The organism is Streptomyces sp. NPDC092296, assembly GCF_044755465.1.
In the GTDB taxonomy this organism is placed as follows: domain Bacteria; phylum Actinomycetota; class Actinomycetes; order Streptomycetales; family Streptomycetaceae; genus Peterkaempfera.
The window spans coordinates 183,039-209,712 of the sequence record NZ_JBIVRB010000001.1 but is presented as its reverse complement, the minus strand read 5'-3'; the positions used below and the strand labels follow the sequence as shown (position 1 = coordinate 209,712).

23 protein-coding genes are annotated in these 26,674 nt (G+C 73.5%); 14 read left to right on the top strand and 9 right to left on the bottom strand.

The window, feature by feature from the left end; genetic code table 11:
- The first annotated feature begins 240 nt into the window (after positions 1 to 240).
- Positions 241 to 2,109: a protein kinase gene (locus ACIQGZ_RS00965; RefSeq protein WP_402598478.1), complete on the top strand. Its 1,869-nt coding sequence runs from the start codon at positions 241 to 243 to the stop codon at positions 2,107 to 2,109.
- Between the two features lie 144 nt (positions 2,110 to 2,253).
- Here the strand turns inward: ACIQGZ_RS00965 and ACIQGZ_RS00960 are convergent, their stop codons facing one another.
- Positions 2,254 to 3,255, bottom strand: a complete 1,002-nt coding sequence (locus tag ACIQGZ_RS00960) for a phosphotransferase (RefSeq protein WP_402599937.1) — start codon at positions 3,253 to 3,255, stop codon at positions 2,254 to 2,256.
- Between the two features lie 758 nt (positions 3,256 to 4,013).
- On the opposite strand from ACIQGZ_RS00960, the gene pdhA reads away from it, so the two are divergent.
- From pdhA to ACIQGZ_RS00930, 6 genes are all read left to right on the top strand, one after another.
- The gene (gene pdhA, locus ACIQGZ_RS00955) at positions 4,014 to 5,180 is read left to right on the top strand and encodes a pyruvate dehydrogenase (acetyl-transferring) E1 component subunit alpha (protein WP_402598477.1); all 1,167 of its coding nucleotides are present in this window, start codon (positions 4,014 to 4,016) and stop codon (positions 5,178 to 5,180) included.
- 1 nt (position 5,181) lies between these two features.
- Positions 5,182 to 6,159 carry an alpha-ketoacid dehydrogenase subunit beta gene (locus ACIQGZ_RS00950; protein ID WP_402598475.1) on the top strand — a complete coding sequence of 326 codons (978 nt, stop codon included), beginning with the start codon at positions 5,182 to 5,184 and terminating at the stop codon, positions 6,157 to 6,159.
- A gap of 19 nt (positions 6,160 to 6,178) precedes the next feature.
- Positions 6,179 to 7,627 (top strand): dihydrolipoamide acetyltransferase family protein, encoded by a 1,449-nt coding sequence (locus ACIQGZ_RS00945; RefSeq protein ID WP_402598474.1) that lies wholly within the window; start codon positions 6,179 to 6,181, stop codon positions 7,625 to 7,627.
- A gap of 247 nt (positions 7,628 to 7,874) precedes the next feature.
- Positions 7,875 to 9,086, top strand: a complete 1,212-nt coding sequence (locus tag ACIQGZ_RS00940) for a M64 family metallopeptidase (RefSeq protein ID WP_402598473.1) — start codon at positions 7,875 to 7,877, stop codon at positions 9,084 to 9,086.
- A 69-nt stretch (positions 9,087 to 9,155) separates the two neighbouring features.
- A complete protein-coding gene (locus tag ACIQGZ_RS00935) occupies positions 9,156 to 9,794 on the top strand; it encodes a GntR family transcriptional regulator (protein ID WP_402598472.1) in 639 nt (212 codons plus the stop codon).
- A 31-nt stretch (positions 9,795 to 9,825) separates the two neighbouring features.
- Entirely contained in the window at positions 9,826 to 11,352 is a 1,527-nt protein-coding gene (locus ACIQGZ_RS00930; RefSeq protein ID WP_402598471.1) for a nitrate/nitrite transporter, read from the top strand.
- 7 nt (positions 11,353 to 11,359) lie between these two features.
- Here ACIQGZ_RS00930 and ACIQGZ_RS00925 read toward each other — a convergent pair whose 3' ends face one another.
- Positions 11,360 to 12,187, bottom strand: a complete 828-nt coding sequence (locus ACIQGZ_RS00925) for a maleylpyruvate isomerase family mycothiol-dependent enzyme (RefSeq protein WP_402598470.1) — start codon at positions 12,185 to 12,187, stop codon at positions 11,360 to 11,362.
- A gap of 179 nt (positions 12,188 to 12,366) precedes the next feature.
- On the opposite strand from ACIQGZ_RS00925, the gene ACIQGZ_RS00920 reads away from it, so the two are divergent.
- Positions 12,367 to 13,164, top strand: a complete 798-nt coding sequence (locus tag ACIQGZ_RS00920) for a carbon-nitrogen family hydrolase (RefSeq protein WP_402598469.1) — start codon at positions 12,367 to 12,369, stop codon at positions 13,162 to 13,164.
- 200 nt (positions 13,165 to 13,364) lie between these two features.
- Positions 13,365 to 14,732 (top strand): S8 family serine peptidase, encoded by a 1,368-nt coding sequence (locus tag ACIQGZ_RS00915; protein WP_402598468.1) that lies wholly within the window; start codon positions 13,365 to 13,367, stop codon positions 14,730 to 14,732.
- 50 nt (positions 14,733 to 14,782) lie between these two features.
- Here the strand turns inward: ACIQGZ_RS00915 and ACIQGZ_RS00910 are convergent, their stop codons facing one another.
- The 3 genes from ACIQGZ_RS00910 to ACIQGZ_RS00900 all read right to left on the bottom strand — a co-directional run bounded on the left by ACIQGZ_RS00910 (position 14,783) and on the right by ACIQGZ_RS00900 (position 16,674).
- Complete coding sequence (locus ACIQGZ_RS00910; RefSeq protein WP_402598467.1) at positions 14,783 to 15,319, bottom strand: LURP-one-related/scramblase family protein; 537 nt, start codon at positions 15,317 to 15,319, stop codon at positions 14,783 to 14,785.
- Positions 15,320 to 15,455: 136 nt separating this feature from the next.
- The gene (locus ACIQGZ_RS00905; protein WP_402598465.1) at positions 15,456 to 15,926 is read right to left on the bottom strand and encodes an NUDIX domain-containing protein; all 471 of its coding nucleotides are present in this window, start codon (positions 15,924 to 15,926) and stop codon (positions 15,456 to 15,458) included.
- A gap of 4 nt (positions 15,927 to 15,930) precedes the next feature.
- Positions 15,931 to 16,674, bottom strand: a complete 744-nt coding sequence (locus tag ACIQGZ_RS00900; RefSeq protein ID WP_402598464.1) for an XRE family transcriptional regulator — start codon at positions 16,672 to 16,674, stop codon at positions 15,931 to 15,933.
- A gap of 186 nt (positions 16,675 to 16,860) precedes the next feature.
- Here ACIQGZ_RS00900 and ACIQGZ_RS00895 point away from each other — a divergent pair, with 186 nt between their 5' ends.
- Genes ACIQGZ_RS00895 through ACIQGZ_RS00885 form a run of 3 tightly spaced genes read left to right on the top strand, consistent with a single transcriptional unit; the run spans position 16,861 to position 20,155 of the window.
- Complete coding sequence (locus ACIQGZ_RS00895) at positions 16,861 to 17,031, top strand: hypothetical protein (protein WP_402598463.1); 171 nt, start codon at positions 16,861 to 16,863, stop codon at positions 17,029 to 17,031.
- Positions 17,028 to 18,281, top strand: a complete 1,254-nt coding sequence (locus ACIQGZ_RS00890) for a methyltransferase domain-containing protein (protein WP_402598462.1) — start codon at positions 17,028 to 17,030, stop codon at positions 18,279 to 18,281. Before ACIQGZ_RS00895 ends, ACIQGZ_RS00890 begins: the two co-directional genes overlap by 4 nt.
- 14 nt (positions 18,282 to 18,295) lie before the next feature.
- Positions 18,296 to 20,155, top strand: coding sequence for an NHL domain-containing thioredoxin family protein (locus ACIQGZ_RS00885; protein ID WP_402598461.1), 1,860 nt, complete (start codon positions 18,296 to 18,298; stop codon positions 20,153 to 20,155).
- A 7-nt stretch (positions 20,156 to 20,162) separates the two neighbouring features.
- Here ACIQGZ_RS00885 and ACIQGZ_RS00880 read toward each other — a convergent pair whose 3' ends face one another.
- The 3 genes from ACIQGZ_RS00880 to ACIQGZ_RS00870 form a co-directional block, all read right to left on the bottom strand.
- Complete coding sequence (locus ACIQGZ_RS00880; RefSeq protein ID WP_402598460.1) at positions 20,163 to 20,399, bottom strand: DUF6458 family protein; 237 nt, start codon at positions 20,397 to 20,399, stop codon at positions 20,163 to 20,165.
- Between the two features lie 146 nt (positions 20,400 to 20,545).
- Positions 20,546 to 21,847: a M18 family aminopeptidase gene (locus tag ACIQGZ_RS00875; protein ID WP_402598458.1), complete on the bottom strand. Its 1,302-nt coding sequence runs from the start codon at positions 21,845 to 21,847 to the stop codon at positions 20,546 to 20,548.
- Positions 21,848 to 22,056: 209 nt separating this feature from the next.
- The gene (locus tag ACIQGZ_RS00870) at positions 22,057 to 23,898 is read right to left on the bottom strand and encodes an acyl-CoA dehydrogenase (RefSeq protein WP_402598457.1); all 1,842 of its coding nucleotides are present in this window, start codon (positions 23,896 to 23,898) and stop codon (positions 22,057 to 22,059) included.
- 231 nt (positions 23,899 to 24,129) lie between these two features.
- Between ACIQGZ_RS00870 and ACIQGZ_RS00865 the strand changes: the two genes are divergently transcribed.
- Positions 24,130 to 24,669 (top strand): SseB family protein, encoded by a 540-nt coding sequence (locus tag ACIQGZ_RS00865; protein WP_402598456.1) that lies wholly within the window; start codon positions 24,130 to 24,132, stop codon positions 24,667 to 24,669.
- Positions 24,670 to 24,789: 120 nt separating this feature from the next.
- A complete protein-coding gene (locus tag ACIQGZ_RS00860) occupies positions 24,790 to 25,749 on the top strand; it encodes a pirin family protein (RefSeq protein WP_402598455.1) in 960 nt (319 codons plus the stop codon).
- 63 nt (positions 25,750 to 25,812) lie between these two features.
- Here the strand turns inward: ACIQGZ_RS00860 and ACIQGZ_RS00855 are convergent, their stop codons facing one another.
- Positions 25,813 to 26,637, bottom strand: a complete 825-nt coding sequence (locus ACIQGZ_RS00855) for an integrase (protein WP_402598454.1) — start codon at positions 26,635 to 26,637, stop codon at positions 25,813 to 25,815.
- Between the last annotated feature and the right edge of the window lie 37 nt (positions 26,638 to 26,674).

Below are 26,674 nucleotides of genomic sequence, written 5' to 3'. Positions count from 1 at the left end.
CGGGGCGCGCGGGCCGGTCCGCGCGCCTGGCGGACGGACGAGCATCCAACGGTACCGGCCGAGCGCCCGGCGGCAGGTCGAGCCGTCACGGACGATCCGCGAAGACGGTAGCGTGCACGGAGGGAATCTGCCCGCCGCCCCGCTCCGGGCGGGTGGGCCCGCCCGAGCGGACCGCTCCGGCGGGCCGAGAAGAGACGAGAGCGTGATCGCATTCAGGTCGACGACGGACGGCGAGGAGTGATGGCACAGACGCAGCACACGGGAGACGGCGATGCGCCCGGCGGTGGCCGGCCGCGCGACGAGTCCCCCCGTGAGCAGCCCCCGCACACCGCTTCGGGGCCGCAGGACGCCGAGCTCCACGGCGGCCGCACCGCAGCCGGCGTGTCGGACACTCCCCACACCCCGGTCGCCGGGCACGGCAGCGGCGGCTTCGGCCGCCCCGCGTTCGGCGCCCCCGGCACCCCGGGCCAGGGCGTCGATGGCGACTTCGGCACCGTCGGCGAGGGCCGCTACCACCTCAACCGGCGGCTCGGCCGGGGCGGCATGGCGGAGGTCTTCGCCGCCGAGGACCTGCGGCTGGGCCGTACGGTCGCGGTCAAGCTGCTCCGTACCGAGCTGGCCCAGGACGACGTCGCCCGGCTGCGGTTCACCCGCGAGGCACACGCCGTCGCGGCCCTGAACCACCATGCGGTGGTGGCGGTGTACGACACCGGCGAGGAGGAGCTGCCCGGTGGCGAGTCCATGCCGTACATCGTCATGGAGCTGGTGGAGGGCCGTACCGTCCGCGAGCTGCTGCTGGCCGAGGAGGCCCCGCCGGTCGACCAGGCGCTGATCATCATCGCCGGCGTCCTGGAGGCGCTGGCCTACAGCCACCGGCACGGCATCGTGCACCGCGACATCAAACCGGCCAATGTGATCATCACCACGACCGGTGCGGTCAAGGTGATGGACTTCGGCATCGCCCGAGCGCTCACCGGCGCGGCCAGCACCATGACGCAGACCGGCATGGTGATGGGCACCCCGCAGTACCTCTCCCCGGAGCAGGCCCTCGGCAAGCCGGTCGACCACCGCTCCGACCTGTACGCCACCGGCTGCATGCTCTACGAGCTGCTCACCCTGCGGCCGCCGTTCACCGGTGAGACCCCGCTGTCGGTGGTCTACCAGCACGTGCAGGACAACCCCGTCCCGCCGTCGCAGGCCAACCACCGGGTGCCGCCGCAGCTGGACGGCCTGGTGCTGCGCTCGCTGGCGAAGGACCCGGACGACCGGTTCCAGACCGCCGACGAGTTCCGCGCCCATGCCCAGCAGGCGCTGCGCGAGATGCACGGCGCGGCGACCGGCTCCGGCTACCCGGCGGGGCAGGCGTCGGCTGCGGGCCCGATCGGGCTGCGGCCCGGCCGCCAGGGCACCCCGCCGGCCGGTTCCGACGCCCTGACCCAGCGGTTCAGCACCTCCACCCCGCCGATGGGCACCGCCACGACCGCGCTCGACAGCGGCTACCGCCCGTACGAGCCCCCGCCGGGCGGCCCCGGCGGCGGTGACGAGCCGCCGCACCGGGCCCGCCGCAACCCGCTGCTCTGGCTGGCCCTGGTGGTGGCCGTCGCCGTGGCCGCAGTCGCCGCCGTGTTCACCCTCAACGGCGATCCGGACGACGCCAGGACCACCGGTCCGACCACCACCACCTCGCCCACGGCGCCGGACCCGGACGAGACCGGCGGGCCGACCACGCCATCGGTCGACCCGGCGCTGCCCTCCGGCGGCGACTCGGGGCTGCCGAGCGGCTCGGGGAACGGCCTGCCGCAGAGCCCGCCGCCCGCCACCGAGTCGACGCCGACCGAGCAGCCGACCACCACCGCGCCGACCACACCCCCGCCGCCGGTGACCTCCACCGCGCCGACGACGCCCCCGCCGCCGGTGACCTCCACCAAGCCGTCCGACCCGCCCGCCACGGACAGCGGCGGCGGGACGAGCGCCGGGAACGGCGACGGCGGCACCGAGGGCGGCGGTACCGGCACCGGCAACACCGGCGGCCCGGCCAGCCCGCCCGCGCCGGGCGGCGGTTCGGACACCGACGGCGGCGACAGCACCGCCGGCGACACCGCGCCCTGACGCCCGCCACCCCGGCGCCCGCCACCCGCCACCCCGGCGCCCGCGCCGACCGAACACCGCGGCCCCCGCCCGGCCTCCTCCCGGAGCCGAGCGGGGGCCGCGGTGCGCCGGGCCTCGGTGCGCCGGGCCTCAGTGCGCCGGGCCTCAGTTGGCGCAGGCGTCCAGCACCTGTTCGTACTCCTCGCACCACCACACGATCTGCGCCGAGGCGGCCGGGAACAGCGGGTCCGTCCGCCGGTCGCCGCGCTCATAGCGCCACTCCAGCATCCAGAAGTCGTTCAGCCGCTCCCACCACACCCGGTGCACCGCTGCGGCCATCTCCTCGGCGGTCGCGGCGCCAACCGCCCGGTACGCCCGGGAGAACCGCCGCACCCGGGCCAGGTCCAGCGCCCCGGCCACCGGGTGGTTGAAGAAGAGGGTGGCCCCCCGGACCGCCTCCTCCGCGCGGGGCTTGAGGCCGAGCCGGTCCCAGTCCAGCACGGCCACCGGGTCCGCCCCCCGGTAGAGCAGGTTCAGCGGGTGGAAGTCGCCGTGCACCCAGCCGGTCGGCGGTGCGGCGTCCGGGCGCGGCCGCCGGTGCCCGTACGCGGCGAGCAGCCGGCGCCGCTCCAGCAACCGGCGCTCGGCCAGCGCGTCCAGCCCGTCGTGCGGCCGGTGCCGCCGGGCGGCGGCCAGCAGCCTGCCGATCAGCTCCTCGGTGTGCGCCGGGTCGGCGGTGGGCTGTGCCAGCGGTTGCAGTACGGGCGGGTGGACCCGGACCAGGGCCAGGTGGAGCCGGCCGAGCAGGGTGCCCAGCTCGGCGCACTGGTCGGGGCTGAGCTGGTGGCCGGCGCGGTGGCTGCCCTCGACCCAGGGGAAGAGCGCGTAGCGCCGCCCGCCGTGGGTCGCCACCGTACGGCCGTCGCGGGCGGCGACGGGGGGCGCGGTGGGCAGTCCGAGGGCGTGCAGGGCGGCGGTGGCGTGGTGCTGGGCGGCGATGGTGGCCGGGGCGGCGGTGGCGCGGTCGACGTAGCACTTGAGGAAGTAGGCGCCGACCGTGGTCCGTACCCGGTAGCCGTGGTTGAGCAGGCCCTCCGCCACGGGGGAGACCTCCAGCGGGTCGCCGACGTCGTAGCGCCGGAGCAGGGCCGCGTTGGCGGGCCCGATTCCCTCGGACCGGCAGGCTGCCTGGGGCGGGACGGCTCTGGGCCGGGCTGTTCCGGGTTGGCCTGTCCTGGGTTGGCTCGTTCTGGGTTGGCCCGTTCTGGGTGGGGCTGTTCTGGACGGGACTGCTTTGGGTGGGGCTGTCTGCGGCTGGGCTGCGGGGGAGAGGACGGGCGGGAGGCCGTTCCGGTGGAGGGCGCCGACCGGACGCCTCCTGTCCAGGCTGCGGCGGTCAACCGTCTGACCGTTGATCACGTGGCTGATGTTACTGCTGTGACAGATGTGGCAGATGGTGACTGATGCTTCGTCAGGAATACTGCCCGCCGGTGCCCTGGGTCGGTATAGAGTCCCCATGCGGGCTCGCCAGGACAGTGGCATGCGCATGCCAGCCGCCCCCCGTCGCCGAGCCATGCCGCCCGCCCGCCGCAGCGGGCCGGCCGAAGTTCCCTGCCGGACCCCTTACGTGGAGCGGGTGCTGCCGGATACCGTGCCCACGTGCACCGACGGGCACTTCGGCAGCCGACCTCCCGAAGCCCCGCACCCAGGGAACAAGTAGGACGTCCAAGCTCAAGCGCGCTTCACGCTTCCGCTGGGTAACGTTCTCTGCGGAGCCGCCCCCGGGCACAGACCGCCACCCGCCTCGCACCTTCGCGCACACCCCGCGCGGACCCGCGAGGAGGCCGCCGAAGGAGGCGGCCGTACGGGCGGATGTCGGACCGGTTGCCGGCGACCCCGGGAGCCGGACAGACCGAGGAGTGAACGTGACCGTCGACAGCACGGCAGGAGCGCCCAAGAGGGCCTCCGGCACCCGCAGGAAGCGGGGGCCCTCCCGCCCCGGAAGCGTCGCGGCGGAGCCGGGGCTGGTCCAGCTGCTGACCCCCGAGGGCGAGCGGATCGAGCACCCGGACTTCTCCCTGGAGACCACCCCCGAGGAGCTGCGGCCCATCTACCGCGACCTCGTCCTGGTCCGCCGGTTCGACGCCGAGGCCACCGCCCTGCAGCGGCAGGGCGAGCTGGGCCTGTGGGCGTCCCTCCTCGGCCAGGAGGCCGCCCAGGTCGGCTCCGGCCGCGCCATGCGGCCCGGCGACTACGCCTTCCCCACCTACCGCGAGCACGGCGTGGCCTGGTGCAAGGGCGTGGACCCGCTCAACCTGCTGGGCATGTTCCGCGGCGTGAACCACGGCGGCTGGGACCCCAACGAGAAGAACTTCCACCTCTACACCATCGTGATCGGCTCGCAGACGCTGCACGCGACCGGCTACGCGATGGGCATCACCCGGGACGGCTCGGACGACGCGGTGATCGCCTACTTCGGTGACGGCGCCTCCAGCCAGGGCGATGTCAGCGAGGCGTTCACCTTCGCCTCCGTCTACAACGCCCCCGTGGTCTTCTTCTGCCAGAACAACCAGTGGGCGATCTCCGAGCCCACCGAGAAGCAGACCCGCGTCCCGCTCTACCAGCGCGCCTCCGGCTTCGGCTTCCCCGGCATCCGGGTGGACGGCAATGACGTGCTGGCCTGCCTGGCGGTCACCCGCTGGGCGCTGGACCACGCCCGCAGCGGCAACGGCCCGGTGCTCGTCGAGGCGTTCACCTACCGGATGGGCGCCCACACCACCTCCGACGACCCCAGCCGCTACCGGCTGAGCGAGGAGCTGGAGGAGTGGCGGCTCAAGGACCCCATCGAGCGGCTGAAGGCGCACCTGGCCCGCCAGGGCTGGGCCGACCAGGAGTTCCTGGACTCGGTCGAGGCGGAGAGCGAGCAGCTGGCCCGCCGGGTGCGGGAGGGCGTACGGACGATGCCGGACCCCTCGCCCCGGGCGATCTTCGAGCATGTGTACGCCGAGGGCCACGCGCTGGTCGACGAGGAGCGCGCCGAGTACGAGGCGTACGCGGCCTCCTTCGCGGACGCCGAGAAGGGGGCCCGCTGAGATGAGCAGCTTCACCATGGTCAAGGCGCTGAACGAGGCGCTGCGCAAGGAGCTGGAGAACGACCCCAAGACCCTGGTCATGGGCGAGGACGTGGGCCGGCTCGGCGGTGTCTTCCGGGTCACCGACGGCCTGTACAAGGACTTCGGCGAGAACCGGGTGATCGACACCCCGCTGGCCGAGTCCGGCATCGTCGGCACCGCGATCGGGCTGGCGCTGCGCGGCTACCGGCCGGTCGTGGAGATCCAGTTCGACGGCTTCGTGTACCCGGCCTTCGACCAGATCGTCACCCAGCTGGCCAAGATGCACGCCCGCGCGCTGGGCCACATCAAGCTGCCGGTCACCATCCGCATCCCGTACGCGGGCGGCATCGGCGCGGTCGAGCACCACAGCGAGTCGCACGAGGCGTACTTCGCGCACACGGCGGGGCTCAAGGTGGTCTCGCCGTCCAACCCGGCGGACGCCTACTGGATGCTGCGGCAGGCCGTGCGGTCCGACGATCCGGTCATCTTCCTGGAGCCCAAGCGGCGCTACTGGGACAAGGCCGAGCTGGACCCGGACGCCGCCGCCCCGACCCCGCTGCACCAGGCCCGGGTGGTCCGCTCCGGGCGGGACGCGACGCTGCTCGCGTACGGTCCGATGGTCAAGGTCTGCCTGGAGGCCGCAGCGGCGGCCGAGGAGGACGGCCGCAGCCTGGAGGTCGTGGACCTGCGCTCGCTCTCCCCGGTCGACTTCGACACCCTGGCGGACTCGGTGCGGCGCACCGGCCGGGCCGTGGTGGTGCACGAGGCGCCGGTCTTCATGGGCTTGGGCGCGGAGCTGGCGGCCCGGATCACCGAGCGCTGCTTCTACTCCCTGGAGGCACCGGTGCTGCGGGTCGGCGGCTACCACGCGCCGTACCCGCCGTCCCGGGTGGAGGACACCTTCCTGCCGGACCTGGACCGGGTGCTGGACGCCGTCGACCGCGCCATGGCGTTCTGAGGGCGGGGAGGAGAACCTGATGAACGCCATCGATGTACAGCAGGTCCGCGAGTTCCGGATGCCGGACGTGGGCGAGGGCCTCACCGAGGCCGAGATCCTCAAGTGGTACGTCCAGCCCGGCGACACCGTCACCGACGGGCAGGTGGTCTGCGAGGTGGAGACCGCCAAGGCCGCCGTGGAGCTGCCGATCCCGTACGACGGCGTGGTACGGGAGCTGTTCTTCCCGGAGGGCACCACCGTCGACGTCGGCACCGCGATCATCGCGGTGGCGGCGGCCGGCGCGGCGCCCGCCGCCCCGGCCGCGCCCGAGGCGGTGGCTCCGGCGGCCGCGCCGGTCGCGGAGGCGGAGCCGGAGCCGGAGCGGCGCGAGGTGCTGGTGGGCTACGGCCCGCGTACCGGTGCCGCCCGCCGCCGCCCCCGCAAGGCGCCGGCCGGGCCCGTCGCCACCGCCCCGGCCCCCCGGCCGGTTCCCGTGGCCGCCCCGGAGCCGGTCGCCGTACCGGTCCCGGCGCCCGCGCCCGCGCCCGCTCCCGCCCCGGCGCCCGCGCCGGTCGCGGAGCAGCCGGGTCGGCCGCTGGCCAAGCCGCCGGTCCGCAAGCTGGCCAAGGACCTGGGCGTCGACCTGCGGGCGGTCACCCCCACCGGCCCCGGCGGGGTGATCACCCGCGAGGACGTCCACGCCGCCGCCGCTCCGGCGGTCGAGGCGGTCCCGGCCGCTGCGGCCACCGCCGCCGAGGCCCCGGCCGTGCTGCCGACCGCCCCGGTGAGCAGGGACCGGCGGGTCCCGGTGAAGGGCGTCCGGCGGGCCACCGCGCAGGCGATGGTGGCCTCCGCCTTCACCGCCCCGCATGTCACCGAGTTCGTCCAGGTCGATGTGACCCGGACGATGAAGCTGGTGCGGGAGCTGAAGGAGTCCGGCGAGCTGGGCCCGGTCCGGGTGAGCCCGCTGCTGCTGGTCGCCAAGGCGCTGCTGACCGCGATCCGGCGCCACCCGGAGGTCAATGCGGCCTGGGACGAGCCCAACCAGGAGATCGTCTACAAGTCGCAGGTCAACCTGGGCATCGCCGCCGCCACCCCACGCGGGCTGATCGTGCCGAACATCAAGGACGCCGACGCCAAGACCCTCCCGGAGCTGGCCGCCGCCCTCCAGGCCCTGGTGGAGACGGCCCGCGAGGGCCGGACGGCGCCCGCCGACATGCAGGGCGGCACGGTCACCATCACCAATGTCGGCGTCTTCGGCGTCGACACCGGCACCCCGATCCTCAACCCCGGCGAGGCGGCCATCCTCGCCTTCGGGCAGGTCCGGGAGATCCCCTGGGTCCACAAGGGCAAGGTCGTCCCCCGCCAGGTGACCACCCTCGCCCTCTCCTTCGACCACCGCATGGTCGACGGCGAACTGGGCTCCCGGGTGCTCGCGGACACCGCCGCCGTCCTGGAGCGCCCCAAGCGCCTGATCACCTGGGGCTGAGCACGCCCGCCGGTCCGGGGGACGTCCGCCGCTGCGGACGCCTTCTCCCGGACCGGCGCCGTTCGGCGGGATGCTGAAGCAGGCATCCTGACGAGGTCGGCGCCTTCGTCGACCGGTCCACGGCGGAGGACCCGCTGCCGCGCGGGGCACCTGCTCTCTTCCGGTGACGTTGCGGTGCGGCGGGCGGCCGGGGGCGGCCGGGCGGGTACGTCTTCGCGGGTCGACCAGCCGACAGCGAGGACCGCCCATGCCCGGCACCGCAGGACGCCGCCGCGCCCCGGCGCTGCTCGCCCTGCTCGGCGCGGTGCTGGCGCCGGTGCTGGCCGGGGGCGCCGAGCCGGTGCGCCGCCCGCCGGTGGCGGCCGGGCGGCTGGTGCCGCCGCCGGGCCGGGAGGACGACGGCGCGCAGCGGGGCGGAGCGGCCCCGGCCGTCGACGTCCGGCGGGGCGGCGATCCCCGGAACCGGATCACCCTGGTGCTGCTGGGCGACGGCTTCACCGCCGGGCAGCTGGGCCTGTTCCGGGCGGAGGCGGAGCGGGCCTGGCGGGCGCTGATGGCGATCGAGCCGTTCCGCACCTACCAGCGCTTCTTCAACATGAGGCGGGTCGACATCGCCTCCCCGGTGCCGGGCGTCAGCGAGCAGCGGCCGCCCCGGCGGTCGCCGCCGAGCCCGCTGCGGATGCACTTCTGGTGCGACGGCACCGCCCGGCTGCTCTGCGTGGACGAGCGGGCGGCGGTGCGGCTGGCCGGGCCGGTGCCCGGCCCGCACTATGTGATCGCCATCGCCAACTCGGCCCGGTACGGCGGCGCGGGCGGCAGCGGGGTCACCACCCTGGCGGGCGGCAGCGCCGACGCCGGGCGGATCATCCAGCACGAGATGGGCCACACCCTGGGGGACCTGGGCGACGAGTACGACAGCGCGGACACCGACGCCGACTACCCCAACCTCGCCGCCGTGGACGCCGCCGCGATGCTCCGCGACCACGTCAAGTGGTGGCGCTGGCTGGGCAGTCGCGCCTCGGACGGCAGCGTGGTGGGCGCGTACCCGGGTGCCAACGGGCTCTACCGGCCCACGCCGGACTCGGTGATGCGCACCCTCGGCGGCGCCTACAACCCGCCGTCCCAGGAGGCGATCATCGAGGCGCTGTACCGGCGGGTGGACCCGGTGGACGCGGTCTCCCCGGCGGCCGGCCCGGTCTTCGGGCTGCCCAGGCTGGCGGTGCGGCCGGTGCCGCTGGCCGGCGGCTGCGCGCTGCGGGTCCGCTGGTGGGTGGACGGGCGGCCGGTGCGGGCGCAGTCGCCGGACGGCAGCTGGTTCGACCCGGCGTACCTGGGGCCGCTGGGCGGGCGGTCGGTGACGGTCACCGCGACCGTGCAGGACACCACCGACCGGGTCCGCGACGAGGCGTTCCGGGCCCGCTGGATGACCCGTACCGTGCGCTGGACGCTGCGCGGCTGACGGGCCGTTGCCCTTGGCCGGAACGGGCCGTGCGTACCCGGCCCCTGTTGCATCTATGATGGATGCATCATGAATGCAAAAGCCCCCGCCGCCGAGCGGGTCTACTCCTATGTCAAGCAGTCCGTGCTCGACCGCACCTTCGAGGGCGGGACGCTGCTGGTCGAAGGGGGGATCGCGGAGGCGGTGGGCGTCTCGCGCACCCCCGTCCGCGAGGCGCTGCTGCGGCTGGAGGCGGAGGGGCTGCTCAAGCTCTACCCCAAGAAGGGCGCCCTGGTGCTGCCGGTCTCCGCCCAGGAGATCGCGGATGTGGTGGAGACCCGGCAACTGGTCGAGCGGTACGCCGTCCGCAAGCTGTCGGCGACCCCGGCGCTGCTGGACCGTCTGGACGGGCTGCTGGCCGAGCAGCGGGCGCTGGCCGACGCCGGTGACCTGCGGGGCGCCGCCGCGGCCGACCGCGCCTTCCACCACGCCATCGTCGCCGCCGCCGGCAACCGCATCCTGGAGCAGCTCTACGACCAGCTGCGCGACCGCCAGCTGCGGATGGGCGTGCAGGTCATGCACGCCGAACCGGAGCGGGTCCGGCTGAACCTCTCCGACCACGCCGAGATCCTGCAAGCCCTGCGGGACGGCGACGCGGACCGGGCCGAGCGGCTGCTGGACCGGCACGTCGGGCGGCTGGACGTCCTGCTGCGAGGCACCGGTGCCTGAAGCGCCGGTACGTGAGGAAGGAGCCGACCCCGTGACCGGGAGCATGCCCGGACCCGCCGACGCGGCCGCAGCGCCGCAGCCAGAGCCCCGGCAGCCAGAGCCCCGGCAACCAGATTCCCAGCAGGTTGGCCCCCAGCGGGCCGCCGCCCGGCACCGCACCCCGGTCGCCGCCTTGGCCCTCGACCCGCCCGGCGGCCGGGCCGCCTGGCTGGCCTGGGGGATCGGCTGCTGCGTCTACGCCCTGGCCGTGGTGCACCGCACCAGCCTGGGCGTGGCCGGGCTGGACGCCGCCGACCGCTTCGGCGTGGGCGCCTCCGCGCTGTCCTCCTTCTCCATCCTCCAGGTGCTGGTCTACGCGGCCATGCAGATACCCGTCGGCCTGCTGGTGGACCGGCTCGGCCCGCGCCGGGTGCTCAGCTACGGCGTGGTGCTGCTGACGGCCGGCCAGCTGGGCTTCGCGCTCAGCACCGACTTCGGCCCCGCGCTGGTCGCCCGCGCCGTGCTCGGCTGCGGCGACGCGATGACCTTCGTCAGCGTGCTGCGGCTCGCCGCCCGCTGGTTCCCGGCCCGCCGCAATCCGCTGATCGCGCAGATCACCGGCCTGGTCGGGCTCAGCGGCAACCTGGTCAGCACCGCCGTCCTCTCCCAGGTGCTGCACAGCCGGGGCTGGACCGCCACCTTCACCACCACCGCGCTGTTCGGCGTCGGCGTGCTCGCCCTGGTGCTGGGGCTGCTGCGCGACACCCCGGCCAGCGGCCCCCCGCTGGCACGGCGGCGCTCCGCCGCCCGTACGGCTGGCGGCCGTACAGCTGGCGGCCGTACGACCGCCCCCCGCCCGCCGCGCGCCGCCAGGACCCCGGTGCCGGTGCTGCCGCAGATCCGCGCGGCCTGGCAGGAGCCCGGCACCCGGCTCGGCATGTGGGTGCACTTCACCACGCAGTTCCCCGGCAATGTCTTCGGCCTGCTCTGGGGCATGCCGTACCTGGTGGAGGGTCAGCAGCTGTCACGCGGCACCGCCGCCGGGCTGCTCACCCTGCTGGTGGTCAGCTCCATGGGCTGCGGGCTGATCTTCGGTCAGCTGGTCTCCCGGCGCCCCGGCGCCCGCGACGCCATCGTGTTCGCCGTGGTGCTGGGCACGGCCGCGCTCTGGGCGGTGGTGCTGGCCTGGCCGACCGGGCGGCCGCCGATGTGGCTGCTGGTCACCCTGATCGCCTTCATGGGCAGCAACGGCTCGGCGTCCCTGGTCGGCTTCGACTACGCCCGGCCCGCCAACCCGCCGGAGCGGCTGGGCACCGCCTCCGGGATCGTCAACATCGGCGGCTTCGTGGCCACCGCGATCACCCTGTTCGGCATCGGCGTGCTGCTGGACCTGGTCAGCCCCGGCGGCACCCCCACCGCCGGCTCCTACCGCTGGGCGTTCTGCTGGCTGTACGGGCCGATGGCGCTGGGCCTGGCCATGATCCTGCGGCTGCGCCCGGCCGCCGCCCGCCGCGAGGCCGAGCGGGCCGCCGCCGCGCCGCCGGTGACCGCCCACATCCCGGCGCCGCGTACGGACTGACCGGCCGTCAGAGGGTGACGGCGAAGTTGTCCAGGATGCGCCGCCCCAGCGCCTCGTCGCCCTCCATCTTCACCCCGGCGGTCTGCGGCCGGATGCGACCGCAGGCCAGCCGGGTGAAGGTCTCCCAGTCGGTGGTCAGCTGGACCCCGGGGGCCAGCGAGACCCGCTCCTCGACGCTGCCCCGGCCGCCGGCGTCCACCCGTACGGTGCGCATGAACTCCACCGCGCCGTGCACATCCACCACCACCGTGGAGCCGGCCGGTGCCCCCGCCTGCTTGGCCACGGCCTTGGGCAGCGCCTCGATCAGCAGGTCCCGGCTGACCAGCGCGCCGGGCGCGTCCAGATTGCCGGGCTGCCGCAGCGCCCGCCGCAGGTCCTGCTCATGCGTCCACACGTCGAAGACGCGGCGGCGCAGCACCTCGTGGTACGGCAGCTGCCGGGTGTACGGACCGGCCGGCCAGCGCACCTCGTCCTCCGGCTGCTGCCGGGCGGTGCGCAGCGCCCGAGCGCGGCGGATGATGGTGTACTCCAGCTCCGCCGTCATCTCCGGCGAGGTGTGGCAGCGCCGCTTGTCCACCGGCACCTCGCACCACCGGGTGAACTCGTCGGTGACATGCCGCAGGTCGCGGGGGAGCGGATGGATCGGCCGGGGGTCGCCCAGCAGCTCCAGCTCCACGGCGATGACATGCGAGACCACGTCCCGTACCGACCAGCCGGGGCACTCGGTGGGGTGGTTCCACTGCCCCTCGGGCAGGGGTGCGACCAGCTCGGAGATCGACTCGATGGAGTGCGTCCATGCGTCGATGTACGCCTGGACGGTCTGCTTGTCGGCCACGTGTCTTCTCGACCCCTCGATCGCTCCGGTGCGCCTGCGTGTCTGGGTGAAGCCGGCGCCCGCCCGGCGCCGGCTCCACTCAGGGGCAGAGGCGCTATCGGCACGTTACGCTTCCCCGTGTCACCGGGTCAGTGCTTTCGAGTGATGATCGTAGGACTCTTGGAGTGGACGGTGGTACTGTGCGCGCTTCTCTGATCCAGCTCTCCGTCACGGACACCGAATCCCCCGAGGAACGGCGGGCCCGGGTCTCCGCCCTGGTCCGCGGCCGTGCCGGTGACGATCTGGTGCTGCTGCCCGAGCTGTGGCCGCTGGGCGGCTTCGCCTACGACCGGTGGCCGACCGGCGCCGAACCGCTCGAAGGGCCCACCGCCGAGGCCATGTCGGCCGCCGCCCGCGCCGCCCGGGTCTGGCTGCACGCCGGGTCCATCGTGGAACGCGACCCTGACGGGCCGATGTACAACACCTCGCTGCTGTTCGACCCCCAGGGCAAGCTGCGCCGCACCTACCGCAAGATCCACCGCTTCGGCTTCGACGGCGGCGAGGCGGTCGCCATGGGCGGCGGCCGGGAGATCGCCACCGCCGTCACCGAACACGGCACCCTGGGCCTGGCCACCTGCTACGACCTGCGCTTCCCCGAACTGTTCCGGGCGCTGCTGGACGCCGGGGCCGAGATCCTCACCGTGCCCGCCGCCTGGCCGGCCCGGCGCGCCGAGCACTGGACGCTGCTGGCCCGCGCCCGCGCCGTGGAGGAGCAGGCGTACGTCCTGGCCTGCAACACCGCCGGCACCCACGGCGGCGTCGAGCAGGCCGGCCGCAGCCTGGTGGTCGACCCGTGGGGCGAGGTGCTGGCCGAGGCCGGCACCGGCGAGGAGGTGCTCACCGTGGACTTCGACCCGGCGGCCGTCGCCAAGACCCGGGCCGACTTCCCGGTGCTCCGCGACCGGCTGCTCGGCATCTCGGCACCCGTACGGCCCTGACCGGCCCGCAGCGCCGCCGCCCGCCCGTGGCCGGGCCCGGACCGGCGTGTCGGACCGGTGTGTCGGGGGAGCGTCGAGTTGCGAGGTTAAAGAGTGCATAAACACCATGGGGTACTGCTCGGGCAACGCTCTCTGATCGGACCTGATCGCCTCCGATCGGCCTTCGAGGATGCCTCCGGCGTCCCTGCACAAGGAGCTCCATGGGCCACCAGACCGCCCGCCGCGCCCCCAGGGCGGTTGCCGCCCTCGGTGCGGCCACCGCCGCCGTCCTCACCGTTGCCGGGACCGGAGCCGTCTCCGCCCCGGCGACCACCGCACTCCCGGCCACGCCGCGCCCCGCCGTGGCCGGCCATCAGCTGGTCAAGGCGGTGGCCAGTCCGCTGGCGACCTCCGCCTGTCTCAAGGAGTACCGCGTCCACTGCTACTCACCGATGCAGTACCGCAAGGCGTACAACCTCAATCCGCTCTACCGTTCCGGCATCACCGGCAAGGGCCGGACCATCGTCATCGTCGACTCCTTCGGCTCCCCCACCGTCCAGCACGACCTGGATGTCTTCTCCAAGGCGTTCGGCCTGCCCACCACCAAGGTGCGGATCGTCAAATGGGGCAACGTCCCGGAGTTCGATCCCGAGGACGAGACCGCGATGGGCTGGGCCGGTGAGACCAACCTCGACGTCCAGTACGCCCACGCCATCGCCCCCGACGCCAAGATCGTGCTGGTGGAGACGGCGGTGGCCGAGACCGAGGGCGTCACCGGCTTCCCCGAGATGATGCGGGCCGAGCAGGACCTGATCAACCAGGGCGTCGGCGATGTCATCTCGCAGAGCTTCGGCGCCACCGAGAACACCTTCCCCGGCTTCTCCAGGGGCGATCACTCCGCCCTGCTCAACCTCCGGTACGCCTTCAAGGCCGCCGCCGACGCCCGCGTCACCGTACTCGCCGCCTCCGGCGACTCCGGCGTCACCGACTTCAAGGCGGACGGCAGCACCCTGTATTCGCACCGGGTGAACTCCTGGCCCTCCACCGACCCGCTGGTCACCTCGGTCGGCGGCACCCAGCTCACCCTGGACGACACCGGCCGCCGACTGGCCCCCGACCGGGTCTGGAACGACGGCCGGGGCGCCGCCGGCGGCGGGAAGTCCGGCGTCTTCACCCGGCCGGGCTACCAGCGCAGCGTCGCCAGTGCGGTCGGCGGGCGGCGCGGCACCCCGGACGTCAGCATCAGCGCGGCGGTCGACGGCGGCGCCTGGGTGTACTCCTCGTACTCGGCCGCCGACAAGGGCTGGGGCATCACCGGCGGTACCAGCGAGGCCACCCCGATCTTCGCCGGGATCGTGGCCCTCGCCGCCCAGCAGGCCCACCACCGGCTCGGCCCGATCAACGACGACCTCTACGCCCTGGCCGCGCGCGGCAGGGCCCGCAGCGGCCTGATCGACATCGTGCACGGCAACAACTCCTTCGCCGGGGTGAAGGGGTACGCCGCCGCCAAGGGCTACGACCTGGCCAGCGGCCTGGGCACCATCGACGGCACCGCGTTCGTCCGCGCCCTGGCCCGGCGGGCCCGCTGAACCGGCGCGGCCCCGCACCCTGGCCGGGTGCGGGGCCGCGCAGTCGGCGGTCAGTCCTCCTCGGCCCGGCGCCGCTCCTTCTCCTTCTCCTCGTGCTCCTCGTGCTCCTCGGTCGACAGCCGGTCCACGCACACCGCCACCGACAGCAGCAGCGCCGCATCCGCCCCGTCCGCCACATCCACCGCATAGGTGTCCCGGACCCGGAACCACTTGCGGGAGATTCGCGCCACCCGCTCGCCGCCGTCCGCCTCGATGTCGTACTCCTTGTCGAGGAAGTCGCCGTGGATCTCCAGCTCCGAGCCGTCCGCCAGCTCCGCGTGGTACTTGTCCCGGAACGGCGTGAACAGCTTCTTCCGCACCGTGGCCACGGTCTCGCCGTGCGCGTCCTGCACCTTCATCGCGTCCCGCAGGCTCAGCACCTTCTTGCGGATCACCGTCACCACGTCACCCGCCGGGTCCCGCAGCTCGAAGGTCTCCCGCAGCCGCAGCGCCTTCCCGTCCACCAGGAACGCCTTCTCCCCGTGCTCGGTCTCGACCCAGTAGTCGTCACCGATCCCGAAGATCCGCTCCCGCACCAGATACCTCATGCCGTGCCCTCCTCCACCGTCCGGACGTCCCCCCAGCTTGGACGCCTCCCCCACCACCCCCGGTTCGACCCGCCGCCCACGGACCTCCCCCGGCAGCGGGTCGGAGATCGGAGGGGCCTTTCGTCGTCCGTGGCTGCTACCCGAGATGGGGAGTCGCCCGTTGCTCCAGGAAGTGGCGGAGCCGTAGTCGCTGGGTGTGGTGCATCGGGAGGGCCGCGATGTCGGCCGGGGCCACGAACTGGAGGTCGGTGGACTCGCCGGAGATCCGCAGCTCCCCGCCGGTGATGCGGGCGGTGAAACAGACGTTGAACTGCTGCCGTACCTCGCCGTCCGAGTAGGCGATCACATGTCGGGGATCGGTGTAGGTGCCGACGAGTCCGGTGATCTCCACATCAAGGCCGGTTTCCTCACGCACCTCCCGAACGGCCGTTCCCGGAAGCGACTCACCGAGGTCCATCGTTCCGCCGGGCAGTGCATACAACCCGTTGTCGGTGCGCCGCTGTAGCAGGATGCGCCCCTCGCCGTCCGTCACCACGGCGGACGCCGCCACTACCAGCCGGTTCGGCTTGGGCGCGGTGGGATCGTCGTAGTACTCGGTCCGTGCCATGTGATCAGCTCCCCTCAACGGGTCGAGCGGCCTCCCACACCGCGTCGAAGCTCGCAGCATAGGTATCGAACAGCGTTCCGGTGCCGGTCCGCCGGAGATGCCAGACCGGGGCGCCGAAGGCGTTGACCCCCCAGATGTGCGCATTCACCAGAACCTGATCATCCGCCCGGTACAGACTGTTGTAGAGCGTGGTCCCATGGGTACGGATCTCGATTCCGGGGGTTCCCAGGAGCGGCCGGTAGTGCATGAGGGCGAGTCTGCAACGGGACTCGATTCCGTGGCCGAACTTCTCCTCCTCGCCGCGTTGCCTGACGTTCTCGCTGTCCGCATCACCGAGGGCGATACGGACTGCGCAGCCGTCAGCGGCGCGCTCACGAAGCAGGTCGTTGAGCCGGGGGTACGTCTCGTGGAGGAACACCGCAGCGTAGACCAACACGTCGATGCGTTCCGCAGCCTTGCCGAGCAGGTCCACAAAGACGGACACCGGCAAGTCGGCCCGCTGCTCATGGAGCGCCACCAGCTCAGGGCTTGTCGCTCGTGCGGCTCGGGGCTGCCGCAGGCTCGGCCACAGTGCGAACATGTCTTCTCCCAAGGCTTCGGCAGCCAGACGGGCTGTCCCCAACCGGGGCGTCCTGTTCTGGTTGGCCCACCGCTCGACCGACTTGGTGTCCACGCCGGCCTTCGCTGCCAGGGCAGCGCACGTCCAACCACCCGACGCCATCACACTTTTCAGTCTCCCGTTTGGCATCTCGCTTGTCTCCCCACAGACACCGGCCCTCCGCCAGGGACGTTCTACCGCGCACGGGACGTTCCGAAGTGTCCTTTGCGCGGGGTTCCACCGTCCCGGGCGACTGCGTGATCGTTGTGGCGGCTCGATCGGAGGGCAGCCGAGGACGGTCGGCAAGGTGCACGACAGGCTGGGGACCGCCTCGGTATGAGCGGCAGAGAGGGGAAGTCCATGGGTGAGCACGGCGGCGGGACCGGCGACGGCAAGGGCGGCGGCCAGCAGGACGACAGCAACAAGGGCGCCGGACACGGCGGCGGCGGGTCCGACGAGGGCGGCAACACCTCCGACGGCTCGTCCCCGGCGGGCGGCGGCAGGTGACCGGCCGGACGCACCAGGAGGCGGGCCCCCAGGGGCTCGCCTCCGCGCTGGTGGCCGGCGGCGCACTCTCCCCGGACTGGCTCCCCTCCTTCAAGGCCGTCCCGCGCGAGTTGTTCGTCCCGGACCGCATCTGGCCGGGCATCGCGGACGGCACTCGGCAGAACCCCGTGGTGTACCGGTCGCAGGACCCCGGGGCGTGGCGGCGGGCGGTCTACTCGGACATCCCGCTCACCACGCAGTGGGATGACGGAGGCCATGAGGGGGACGGGCTCGGCACGACCCCGAGTTCGTCCAACTCCATGCCGACCATGGTCTTCTCGATGCTCCAGGACCTGGATGTCCGCCCGGGTGACCGGGTGCTGGAGATCGGCACCGGGACAGGTTGGAACGCCGGCCTCCTGGCCCACCGCCTGGGCAGCCCCAACGTGGTCACCGTCGAGTACGACCCGGACATCGCGCGCGGCGCGCGGGAGAACCTGGCGAAGGCCGGACTCGCGCCGACCGTGGTCGAGGGCGACGGGCGGTCGGGCTGGGCGGGGAGCGCCCCCTACGAGCGGATCATCGCCACCTGCTCGCTGCTGGAGATCCCTCCGGCCTGGCTGGAGCAGTCCGCCCCCGGTGGGGTCATCGTTGCCCCGTTCGGCACGGAGTACGGCGGCGAGCAGGTCATCCGACTGACCGTGAACGCTGACGGGACCAGCGCGAGCGGCATGTTCACCCGAAGCTCGGCCTTCATGCGGCTCCGGCAGCAGCGCACCGAACGGCCGCCGTTCGACGCCTACCTGCGGGGGAGCGAATGGCCGGCTGACGGGGTGAGAAGCACAACGGCCCTGGCCCCGCCGGACACCGGCGGGTGGCTCGAACAGTTCGCCATCGGGGTGGGCGTGCCCGGTGCGTTCTGGCGGGCGGAGCGCTACGGCAACGGCGCGTACACGCTCTGGCTCTACAGCCGAGACACCCGGTCATGGGCCTCCGCCGACTACGAGCGGGACCGTACGGAGTACGAGGTGTACCAGTCCGGCCCCCGGAACCTCTGGGACGAGGTGGAGGCCGCGTGGCGCTGGTGGGACGGCCAGGGCCGCCCCGGCCCCGACCGCTTCGGCCTCACGGTCACGGCCGACGGCCACACGGTGTGGCTGGACAGCCCGAGCCACCCGGTGCCCGTCCGAGGCCGATCACGGACCGCCCCGGCCGTTCGGCGTCCCTCCGGTGGCAGGGCGGACGCCCTGGAATGCGGACACCGGACGTGAGGTTTGATTGAGGCATGGCTTCTCGTGCACGTGTCCGCGCCCCCGAGCTGGTCGGCGCCGGTGGATGGCTCAACACAGGCGGCAAGGAACTCAAGCTTGCCGACCTGCGGGGTAAGTGTGTCGTACTGGACTTCTGGACGTTCTGCTGCATCAACTGCCTGCACGTCCTGGACGAGCTGCGCGAGCTGGAGGAGAAGCACCGCGACACCGTGGTGATCGTCGGCGTGCACTCGCCCAAGTTCGTGCACGAGGCCGACCACCGGGCCGTGGTCGACGCCGTCGCCCGCTACGAGGTGCACCACCCCGTGCTGGACGACCCGGAGCTGGCCACCTGGAAGCAGTACGCCGTCCGGGCCTGGCCCACCCTGGTGGTGATCGACCCCGAGGGGTACATCGTCGCCCAGCACGCGGGCGAGGGCCACGCCCACGCGATCGCCGCCCTGGTCGAGGAACTGGAGGCCGAGCACGCCGCCAAGGGCACCCTGCGGCGCGGCGACAGCCCGTACGTACCACCGGAGCCGGCCGCCGGCGACCTGCGGTTCCCCGGCAAGGCGGTGACGCTGCCGGGCGGCGGCTACCTGGTCGCGGACTCCGGCCACCACTCGCTGGTCGAGCTGGCCGCCGACGGCGAGACGGTGCTGCGCCGGATCGGCGACGGCGAGCGCGGGCTGCTGGACGGCCCCGCCGAGCAGGCCCGGTTCAGCGAGCCGCAGGGCCTGGCGCTGCTGCCGCCGCAGGCCGCCGCCGCGCTCGACTGCGACCTGGTCGTCGCGGACACCGTCAACCACGCGCTGCGCGGCGTCCGCCTCGCGGACGGCCGGGTCAGCACGCTGGCCGGCACCGGTAGCCAGTGGTGGCAGGGCTCCGCCGTCAGCGGCCCGGCCCGCGAGGTGGACCTCTCCTCGCCGTGGGACGTCGCCTGGTTCGCGGACCGGGTCTGGATCGCCATGGCCGGCGTGCACCAGCTGTGGACGTACGACCCGGCCACCGGCACCGTCGAGGCCGCCGCCGGCACCACCAACGAGGGCCTGGTCGACGGCCCCGCCGCCGAGGCGTGGTTCGCCCAGCCGTCCGGCCTGGCCGTCTCCCCCGACGGCCGCACCCTCTGGGTGGCCGACTCCGAGACCTCCGCGCTGCGCCGGATCGACGCCGCCGACCTCACCGTGCACACCGCCGTGGGCACCGGCCTCTTCGACTTCGGCCACCGGGACGGCGCCGCCGACCAGGCACTGCTCCAGCACCCGCTGGGGGTGACCGCGCTGCCCGACGGTTCGGTGGCGGTCAGCGACACGTACAACCACGCGCTGCGCCGCTTCGACCCGGCCACCGGCGAGGTCAGTACGCTCGCCACCGATCTGCGCGAGCCGTCCGGCGCGGTGCTGGCCGGGGACGACATCGTGGTGGTGGAGTCGGCCCGGCACCGGCTGACCCGGCTGCGGCTGCCCGAGGAGGCGGTCCGGGTGGCGGCCACCGCGCACCGCACCCGGCGGGCGTCGACCGAGGTGGCACCCGGACCGTTCCGGATCGACGTGGTCTTCAGCGCCCCGGCGGGCCAGAAGCTGGACGAGCGCTACGGCCCCGCCACCCGGCTGCTGGTCAGCGCCACGCCCCCGGAGCTGCTGGAGTCCGGCGCGGGCGCGGACAGCGCGCTCTCCCGCGAGGTGCGGCTGGCCGCCGACGGACCCACCGAGGGCGTGCTGCACGTCTCCGCGATGGCCGCCTCCTGCGACGACGACCCGGCCGTGGAGTACCCGGCCTGCCATGTGCACCAGCAGGACTGGGGCGTCCCGGTCCGACTGGTGCCCGGCGCCGCCGCCCGGCTGCCGCTGGTGCTGGCCGGGCTGGACGACCCGGGAGCCGCCGAACCGAGCTGACGCGGCGTCAGAGCCGGGGGTCCTCGTAGTAGTGGTGGCGCTCCTCCACGACCTCGTCGGCGCCGGGGCCGAAGCCGCGCCGGGGCCGCCGCAGCACGCTGCTGAAGGTCACCAGGCCGAGCAGCCCGGCCGCCATCAGGATCACCCCGACCACGGTCAGGTCGACCCCATGCAGGTGCCAGTCGGTGGCGAAGGTGAGGATGGCGCCGAGGGCTATCAGGATCACGCATCCGCCGAGGCCCATGTGGGTCCCTCCCAAGGGAGTTGGTCTGCCCCGTACGCGACGGGCCGTCAGTGCGCGGCTACCCGCACCCCCGGGCTCCATGCCGCACACGCCGACGGGCGGGGCGGGGCCGACCGGCCCCGCCCCGCCCGTCGGCGGCCGTCCGGTCAGCCCTCCAGGAAGCCCTTGAGCGCGGCGGCCAGCAGGAACGGGTCGTCGGCCCCGCACAGCTCGCGCGAGGAGTGCATGGAGAGCGCGGCGACCCCGCAGTCCACGGTGGCGATGCCCAGCCGGGCGGCGGTGATCGGGCCGATGGTGGTGCCGCAGGGCATCGCGTTGTTGGAGACGAAGGTCTGCCAGGGCACGCCCGCCCGCTCGCAGGCGGCGGCGAAGACCGCGCGGCCCACGCCGTCGGTGGCGTAGCGCTGGTTGACGTTGACCTTGAGGATGGGGCCGCCGTTGGGCAGCGGGTGGTGTCCGGGCTCGTGCCGCTCGCTGTAGTTGGGGTGGACGGCGTGGCCCATGTCGGCGGAGAGGCAGACGGTGCCGGCCAGGGCGCGCGCCCGGTCCTCGGCGGTGCCGCCCCGGGCGAACACCGACCGCTCCAGCACATTGCCCAGCAGCGGGCCCTGCGCGCCGGTGTCGGACTCGCTGCCGGTCTCCTCGTGGTCGAAGGCGGCCAGCACCGGGATGGCGGCCGGCTCGGTGTCGGCGGTGGCGACGGCGACCAGCGCCGCGACGCCCGCGTGCACGGAGAGCAGGTTGTCCAGCCGGGCGGCCGCCAGCAGCTCCCGGTCGCGGCCCAGGTAGGACGGCGGCTGCACGTCGTGGACCATCAGGTCCCAACCGGTGACGTCCTGAGCGGCCACTCCGGCCCGCTCCGCGACGTACTCGATCAGCGCGCCCTCGTCGACCGGGCCGATGCCCCACAGCGGGGTGAGGTGGCGCTGCCGGTCGAGCTTCAGCCCTTCGTTGACCTGGCGGTCCAGGTGGATGGCGAGCTGCGGCACCCGCAGCAGCGCCTCGTCCACCTGCACCAGGGCGGTCCCGCCGCCGCGCAGCGCCAGCCGGCCGGAGAGGCCCAGGTCGCGGTCGAGCCAGGTGTTCAGCGGCACGCCGCCGTAGACCTCGACGGCCACCTGCCGCCAGCCCACCGAGCCGGTGTCGGGCAGCGGCTTGACCCGGAGGTTGGGGGAGTCGGTGTGCGAGCCGACCACTCGGAACGGTGCCTCCGGGCCCATCCCCTCGGGGACGTACCAGGCGATCAGCGCGCCGCCGCGCACCACGAACCGGCCGCCGGCCTGGTCGTCCCACGCCTCGGTCTCGGTCACCTGGCGGAAGCCGGCCTTCTCCAGCCGTCCGGCGGCCGACGCGACCGCGTGGTAGGGCGACGGGCTGGCATTGAGGTAGGCGATCAGATCGTCGGTGTGGCTGCGGTCGAAGAAGACCGTTCCGGCGGCGGTCGGCATGCTGCTCCTGGGTCGAGGGTCGAGGGAAGACGCGGCGGGTCTCGCCGGACGCCTCCCGCTTTCGAGCATAGGCGGCACCCGGACGGGGACCGGGCAGGGCCGGAAATCGCCGCCTTGGGCATGACAATAATGCCTGCCAAACGCGCCGAAGGGGCCCCAAAGGCATCGCCCGGGGCCCCTTCGGCGGGAAGACCGCCTCGCTCAGCAGCTCAGAACGCGTCCTCCGGCAGGTCCATCAGCGTGTTGTCCACGCCCTCGGCGATCAGCCGCTGCGGGGCGACGGTGGGCAGGACGTTGCGGGCGTAGAAGCGGGCCGCGGCGACCTTGCCCTGGTAGAAGGCGACGTCCTTGCCGGTCGCGCCGGGCAGCTTGGCCAGCGCCACGGCGGCCTGGCGCAGCAGCAGCCAGCCGATCACCACATCGCCGGAGGCGAGCAGCAGCCGGGTGGTGTTCAGTCCCACCTTGTACATGTTCCGGGCGTCCTGCTCGACGGCGGAGAGGTCGGCCAGCATCTTGCCGACGATCGCCTCCAGGTCGCCGGCCGCCTTGGCCAGGAACTCGCGCTCGGCGGCCAGCTCCTCGCCGCCCTCGCCGCCGGCCAGGAACTTCTGGATCTGCTCGGAGAGCGCGGTGAGCGCCTGGCCGCCGTCGCGGACGATCTTCCGGAAGAAGAAGTCCTGGCCCTGGATGGCGGTGGTGCCCTCGTACAGGGTGTCGATCTTGGCGTCCCTGATGTACTGCTCCAGCGGGTACTCCTGGAGGTAGCCGGAGCCGCCGAAGGTCTGGAGCGACTGGGCCAGCTGTTCGTAGGACCGCTCGGAGCCGTAGCCCTTGACTATCGGCAGCAGCAGGTCGTTCAGCCGCTCGGCCGCCTCGGCCCGCTCGCCGCGCAGCTTGGCCGCCTCGATGTCGTCCTGGACGGAGGCGGTGTAGAGCACCAGGGCGCGCATGCCCTCGGCGTACGCCTTCTGGGTCATCAGCGAGCGGCGGACGTCCGGGTGGTGGGTGATGGTGACCCGGGGCGCGGTCTTGTCCAGGAAGTCGGCCAGATCGGGGCCCTGGACGCGCTCCTTGGCGTACTCCAGCGCGTTGAGGTAGCCGGTGGACAGGGTGGCGATGGCCTTGGTGCCGACCATCATCCGGGCGAACTCGATGATCTTGAACATCTGGCGGATGCCCTCGACGCTCTCCCCGAGCAGCCAGCCCCTGGCCGGGTGCGGCCTGCCGTCCCGGACGCCGCCGAAGGTCAGCTCGCAGGTGTTGGACGCCTTGAGGCCCATCTTGTGCTCGACATTGGTGGCGTAGACGCCGTTGCGCTCGCCGAGCTCGCCGGTCTCCCAGTCGAAGTCGTACTTGGGCACCACGAAGAGCCCCAGGCCCTTGGTGCCGGGGCGGCCGCCCTCGGGGCGGGCCAGCACCAGGTGGACGATGTTCTCGGACAGGTCGTGCTCACCCGAAGTGATGAAGCGCTTGACGCCCTCGATGTGCCAGGAGCCGTCGTCCTGCCGGACCGCCTTGGTGCGCCCGGCGCCCACGTCGGAGCCGGCGTCCGGCTCGGTGAGGACCATGGTGGCGCCCCACTGGCGCTCGATCATCCGCAGCGCGATCTTCCGCTGCTCCTCGGTGCCCTCCTCGAAGACGACCTGGCCGAAGGCGGGGCCGGAGGAGTACATCCAGATGGCGGGGTTGGCGCCCAGCACCAGTTCGGCGAAGGACCAGAGCAGCGAGCGCGGGGTGGGGGTGCCGCCCAGCTCCTCGGGCAGGCCCAGCCGCCACCACTCGGAGTCCATGAAGGTCTGGTAGCTCTTCTTGAAGCTCGCCGGGAGCGGGGCGGTGCCGGTCCCGGGGTCGAAGACCGGCGGGTTGCGGTCGGCGTCGGCGAAGGAGGCGGCCAGGTCGTTCTCGGCCAGGCGGGCGATCTCGGCCAGGATGTTCCTGGCGGTCTCGACGTCCAGGTCGGCGAACGGTCCGCTGCCGTACACCTGGTCGCGGCCGAGTACCTCGAAGAGGTTGAACTCCACGTCGCGGAGGTTGGACTTGTAGTGCCCCATGGCCTTCTCCGGTCATCGCGTCGGTCGGTGCCGGGGTTCTGCTCGCGCCCGTGCGGAGGCGCACCCCTTACCCGTCAGTAGCACCCATGATGCTACCCGGCGGTAACATCTTCAACCCCATGGGGGGCATGAGGGCCGTCACGTCCACTGTGCCCGGCATCGCACCGGTACCGCCGCCGCTTTCCCGAACGGGCGCTCCGTCGGGGGCCGCCGGGCCGATAGCCTGTCTCCGTGTACGGCTACGACCAGACCGCGACCGGGGCAGGACCCGGCTACCCGGGCGGCCCCTACCAGCAGGCAGGGCCGCAGCCCGGGATGGGCGGCATGCCCGGCCCCGGCGGGGGCCCCGACCCCCAGGCCGGCGCCGGATACGGCGCCCAGCAGTCGCAGCAGCCGCTCTACCCCGAGCCCTCGCCGCCCTCGCTGGCCGACGCGGTGCGCGCCTTCACCAGCGGCGGGCTCACGGTGGAGGACTTCCAGGCGATCTTCATCACCTCCAAGGTGTACTGCCCCCGGGGTGAGCGCCCCGGCTTCCTGGCGCTGCACAACACCCCGACCCCGGTGATCCCGATGTTCAGCTCGCTCAAGGAGCTGCGCCGCTACGCGGGCAAGGAGTCCAAGTACTTCACCGTCACCGGTGCCGAGGTGCTGGACCTGCTGCCCACCGGCTACGGCTTCGCGCTGGACATGGAGGGCGACCACCGGATGGTGTTCGACGCCAAGGCGGTGGAGCAGATGGTCGACTTCACCATGCGGCGGATGTACGGCTGACGGACGGCCGACGTACCCCTGCGGGTGACCCCGGCGCGGAATAGTTCAACCTTCAACGCTCTTGTAGTTGATTGTTGAACTACAGTGGTCGCAGGCCACACAGCCCAGAGGAGGCCCGCCATGCCCGCCGTCACCGTCGCCAACCCGCTCGTCCTGCCCGCGGTCGACACCCCCGACCCCACCACCGGCCGGGCCCGCCGGGTCCGCCAGGTCGCCACCGCACCCCAGGGCTACGAGGGCGAGGGCTTCCCGGTCCGGCGCGCCTTCGCCGGCCTCCACACCCGCCACCTGGACCCGTTCATCATGATGGACCAGATGGGCGAGGTGGAGTACGCGCCCGGCGAGCCCAAGGGGACGCCCTGGCACCCGCACCGGGGCTTCGAGACCGTCACCTACCTGATCGACGGCAAGTTCGTGCACAAGGACTCCACCGGCGGCGGCGGGTTCCTCGGCGACGGCGACACCCAGTGGATGACCGCCGGCTCCGGCCTGCTGCACATCGAGACCCCGCCCGAGGACCTGGTGGTCTCCGGCGGCCTCTTCCACGGCATCCAGCTCTGGGTGAACCTGCCCGGCGCCGACAAGATGACCGCCCCCCGCTACCAGGACATCTCCGGGCAGCAGGTCAAGCTGCTCACCTCCCCGGACGGCGGCGCGATCCTGCGGCTGATCGCCGGTGAGCTGGGCGGCCACCAGGGACCGGGCATCACCCACACCCCGATCACCATGGTCCACGCCACCGTCAGCCCCGGCGCCCGGATCACCCTGCCGTGGCGCAGCGACTTCAACGCCCTGGTGTACGCGCTGGGTGGCAGCGGCACGGTCGGGGAGGAGCAGCGGCCGTTCGGCATGGGGCAGGCGGTGCTCTTCGGGGACGGCGACAGCATCACGGTGGCCGCCGACGGCAAGCAGGAGAGCCGGTCGCCCAATCTGGACGTGGTCATCCTCGGCGGCCGTCCGATCCGCGAGCCGGTCGCCTGGTACGGCCCGTTCGTGATGAACAGCCACCGCGAGCTTGAGCAGGCGTTCGAGGACTTCCGGGCCGGCCGCCTCGGCCAGATCCCGGCCGAGCACCGCTGACCCTCGTCCGCTTCCGTACCCGCCTCCGCCCCCGCCGCAGCACCGTCGGCGGGGGCGGAGTGCTCAGCGCAGCCGCAGGTAGACGACGGTGGCGTCGTCCCTGGCCTTGCCGCGTGGCCAGCGGACGCAGTCCGGGTCGGACTCCTCCGCCGCCCGCACCCGGGCCAGCAACTCACCCGGGCCCGAACCGTCCAGCAGCGCCATCGCCGCCGCCCAGTCCCCGAGCCGGTAGCGCTCGACATAGCGGCTCGCGCCGTCGGAGAACGCCGCCACGCCCCGCAGCCCGGCGATCGGCACGGTGCCGACCTCGGCATACTCGGCCGCCCGGGGCAGCGCGGCGGCCACCCAGGGGCCCCGGCCGGTGTTGCGGGCGGCCCGCACCGCCAGTGCGTACCGCATGTGCAGCGCCGCCCGCTCCGGCGAGCCGGCCGCCGTCGCCCACAGCTGCCGCCGCAGCTCCTCGCCCGCCGGGAACGGCTGGTTGTCCCCGACCACCCGGGGCCCGCCCACCTCCGGCTGGATCACCAGCAGCGCGTCACCCAGCACGGCGTACTCCAGGACGGTGCCGCGCAGCCGCACCGCCACCACCATGGCCGCCGGGGTGTTCGGGTGGGCCAGGTCGCAGCGGGCGCCGTGCAGCGCGGCGGTCTCGGCGATGGCGTCCGCCAGGCACTGCGCCGCCGTCCGGTCCGCCCGGTCGGTGAGCCGGGCCAGCAGGTGCGCCCCGAGCCGCCGTACGTACCACGCGGTGCCGTGCCGGCAGCCCGACTCCAGGCCCGCCGGTGAACTCGACCCGTCCAGCAGGACCAGCGCCTCGGGCGTCGCCGCCGCGAAGTCCTCGCTCTCCCGGCCTGGCAGCTGCGGTTCCCCCGCCATCTCCACACGCACCCGCCCAGTGTGGCGGCCGGTGGCACCCGGGCGGCCG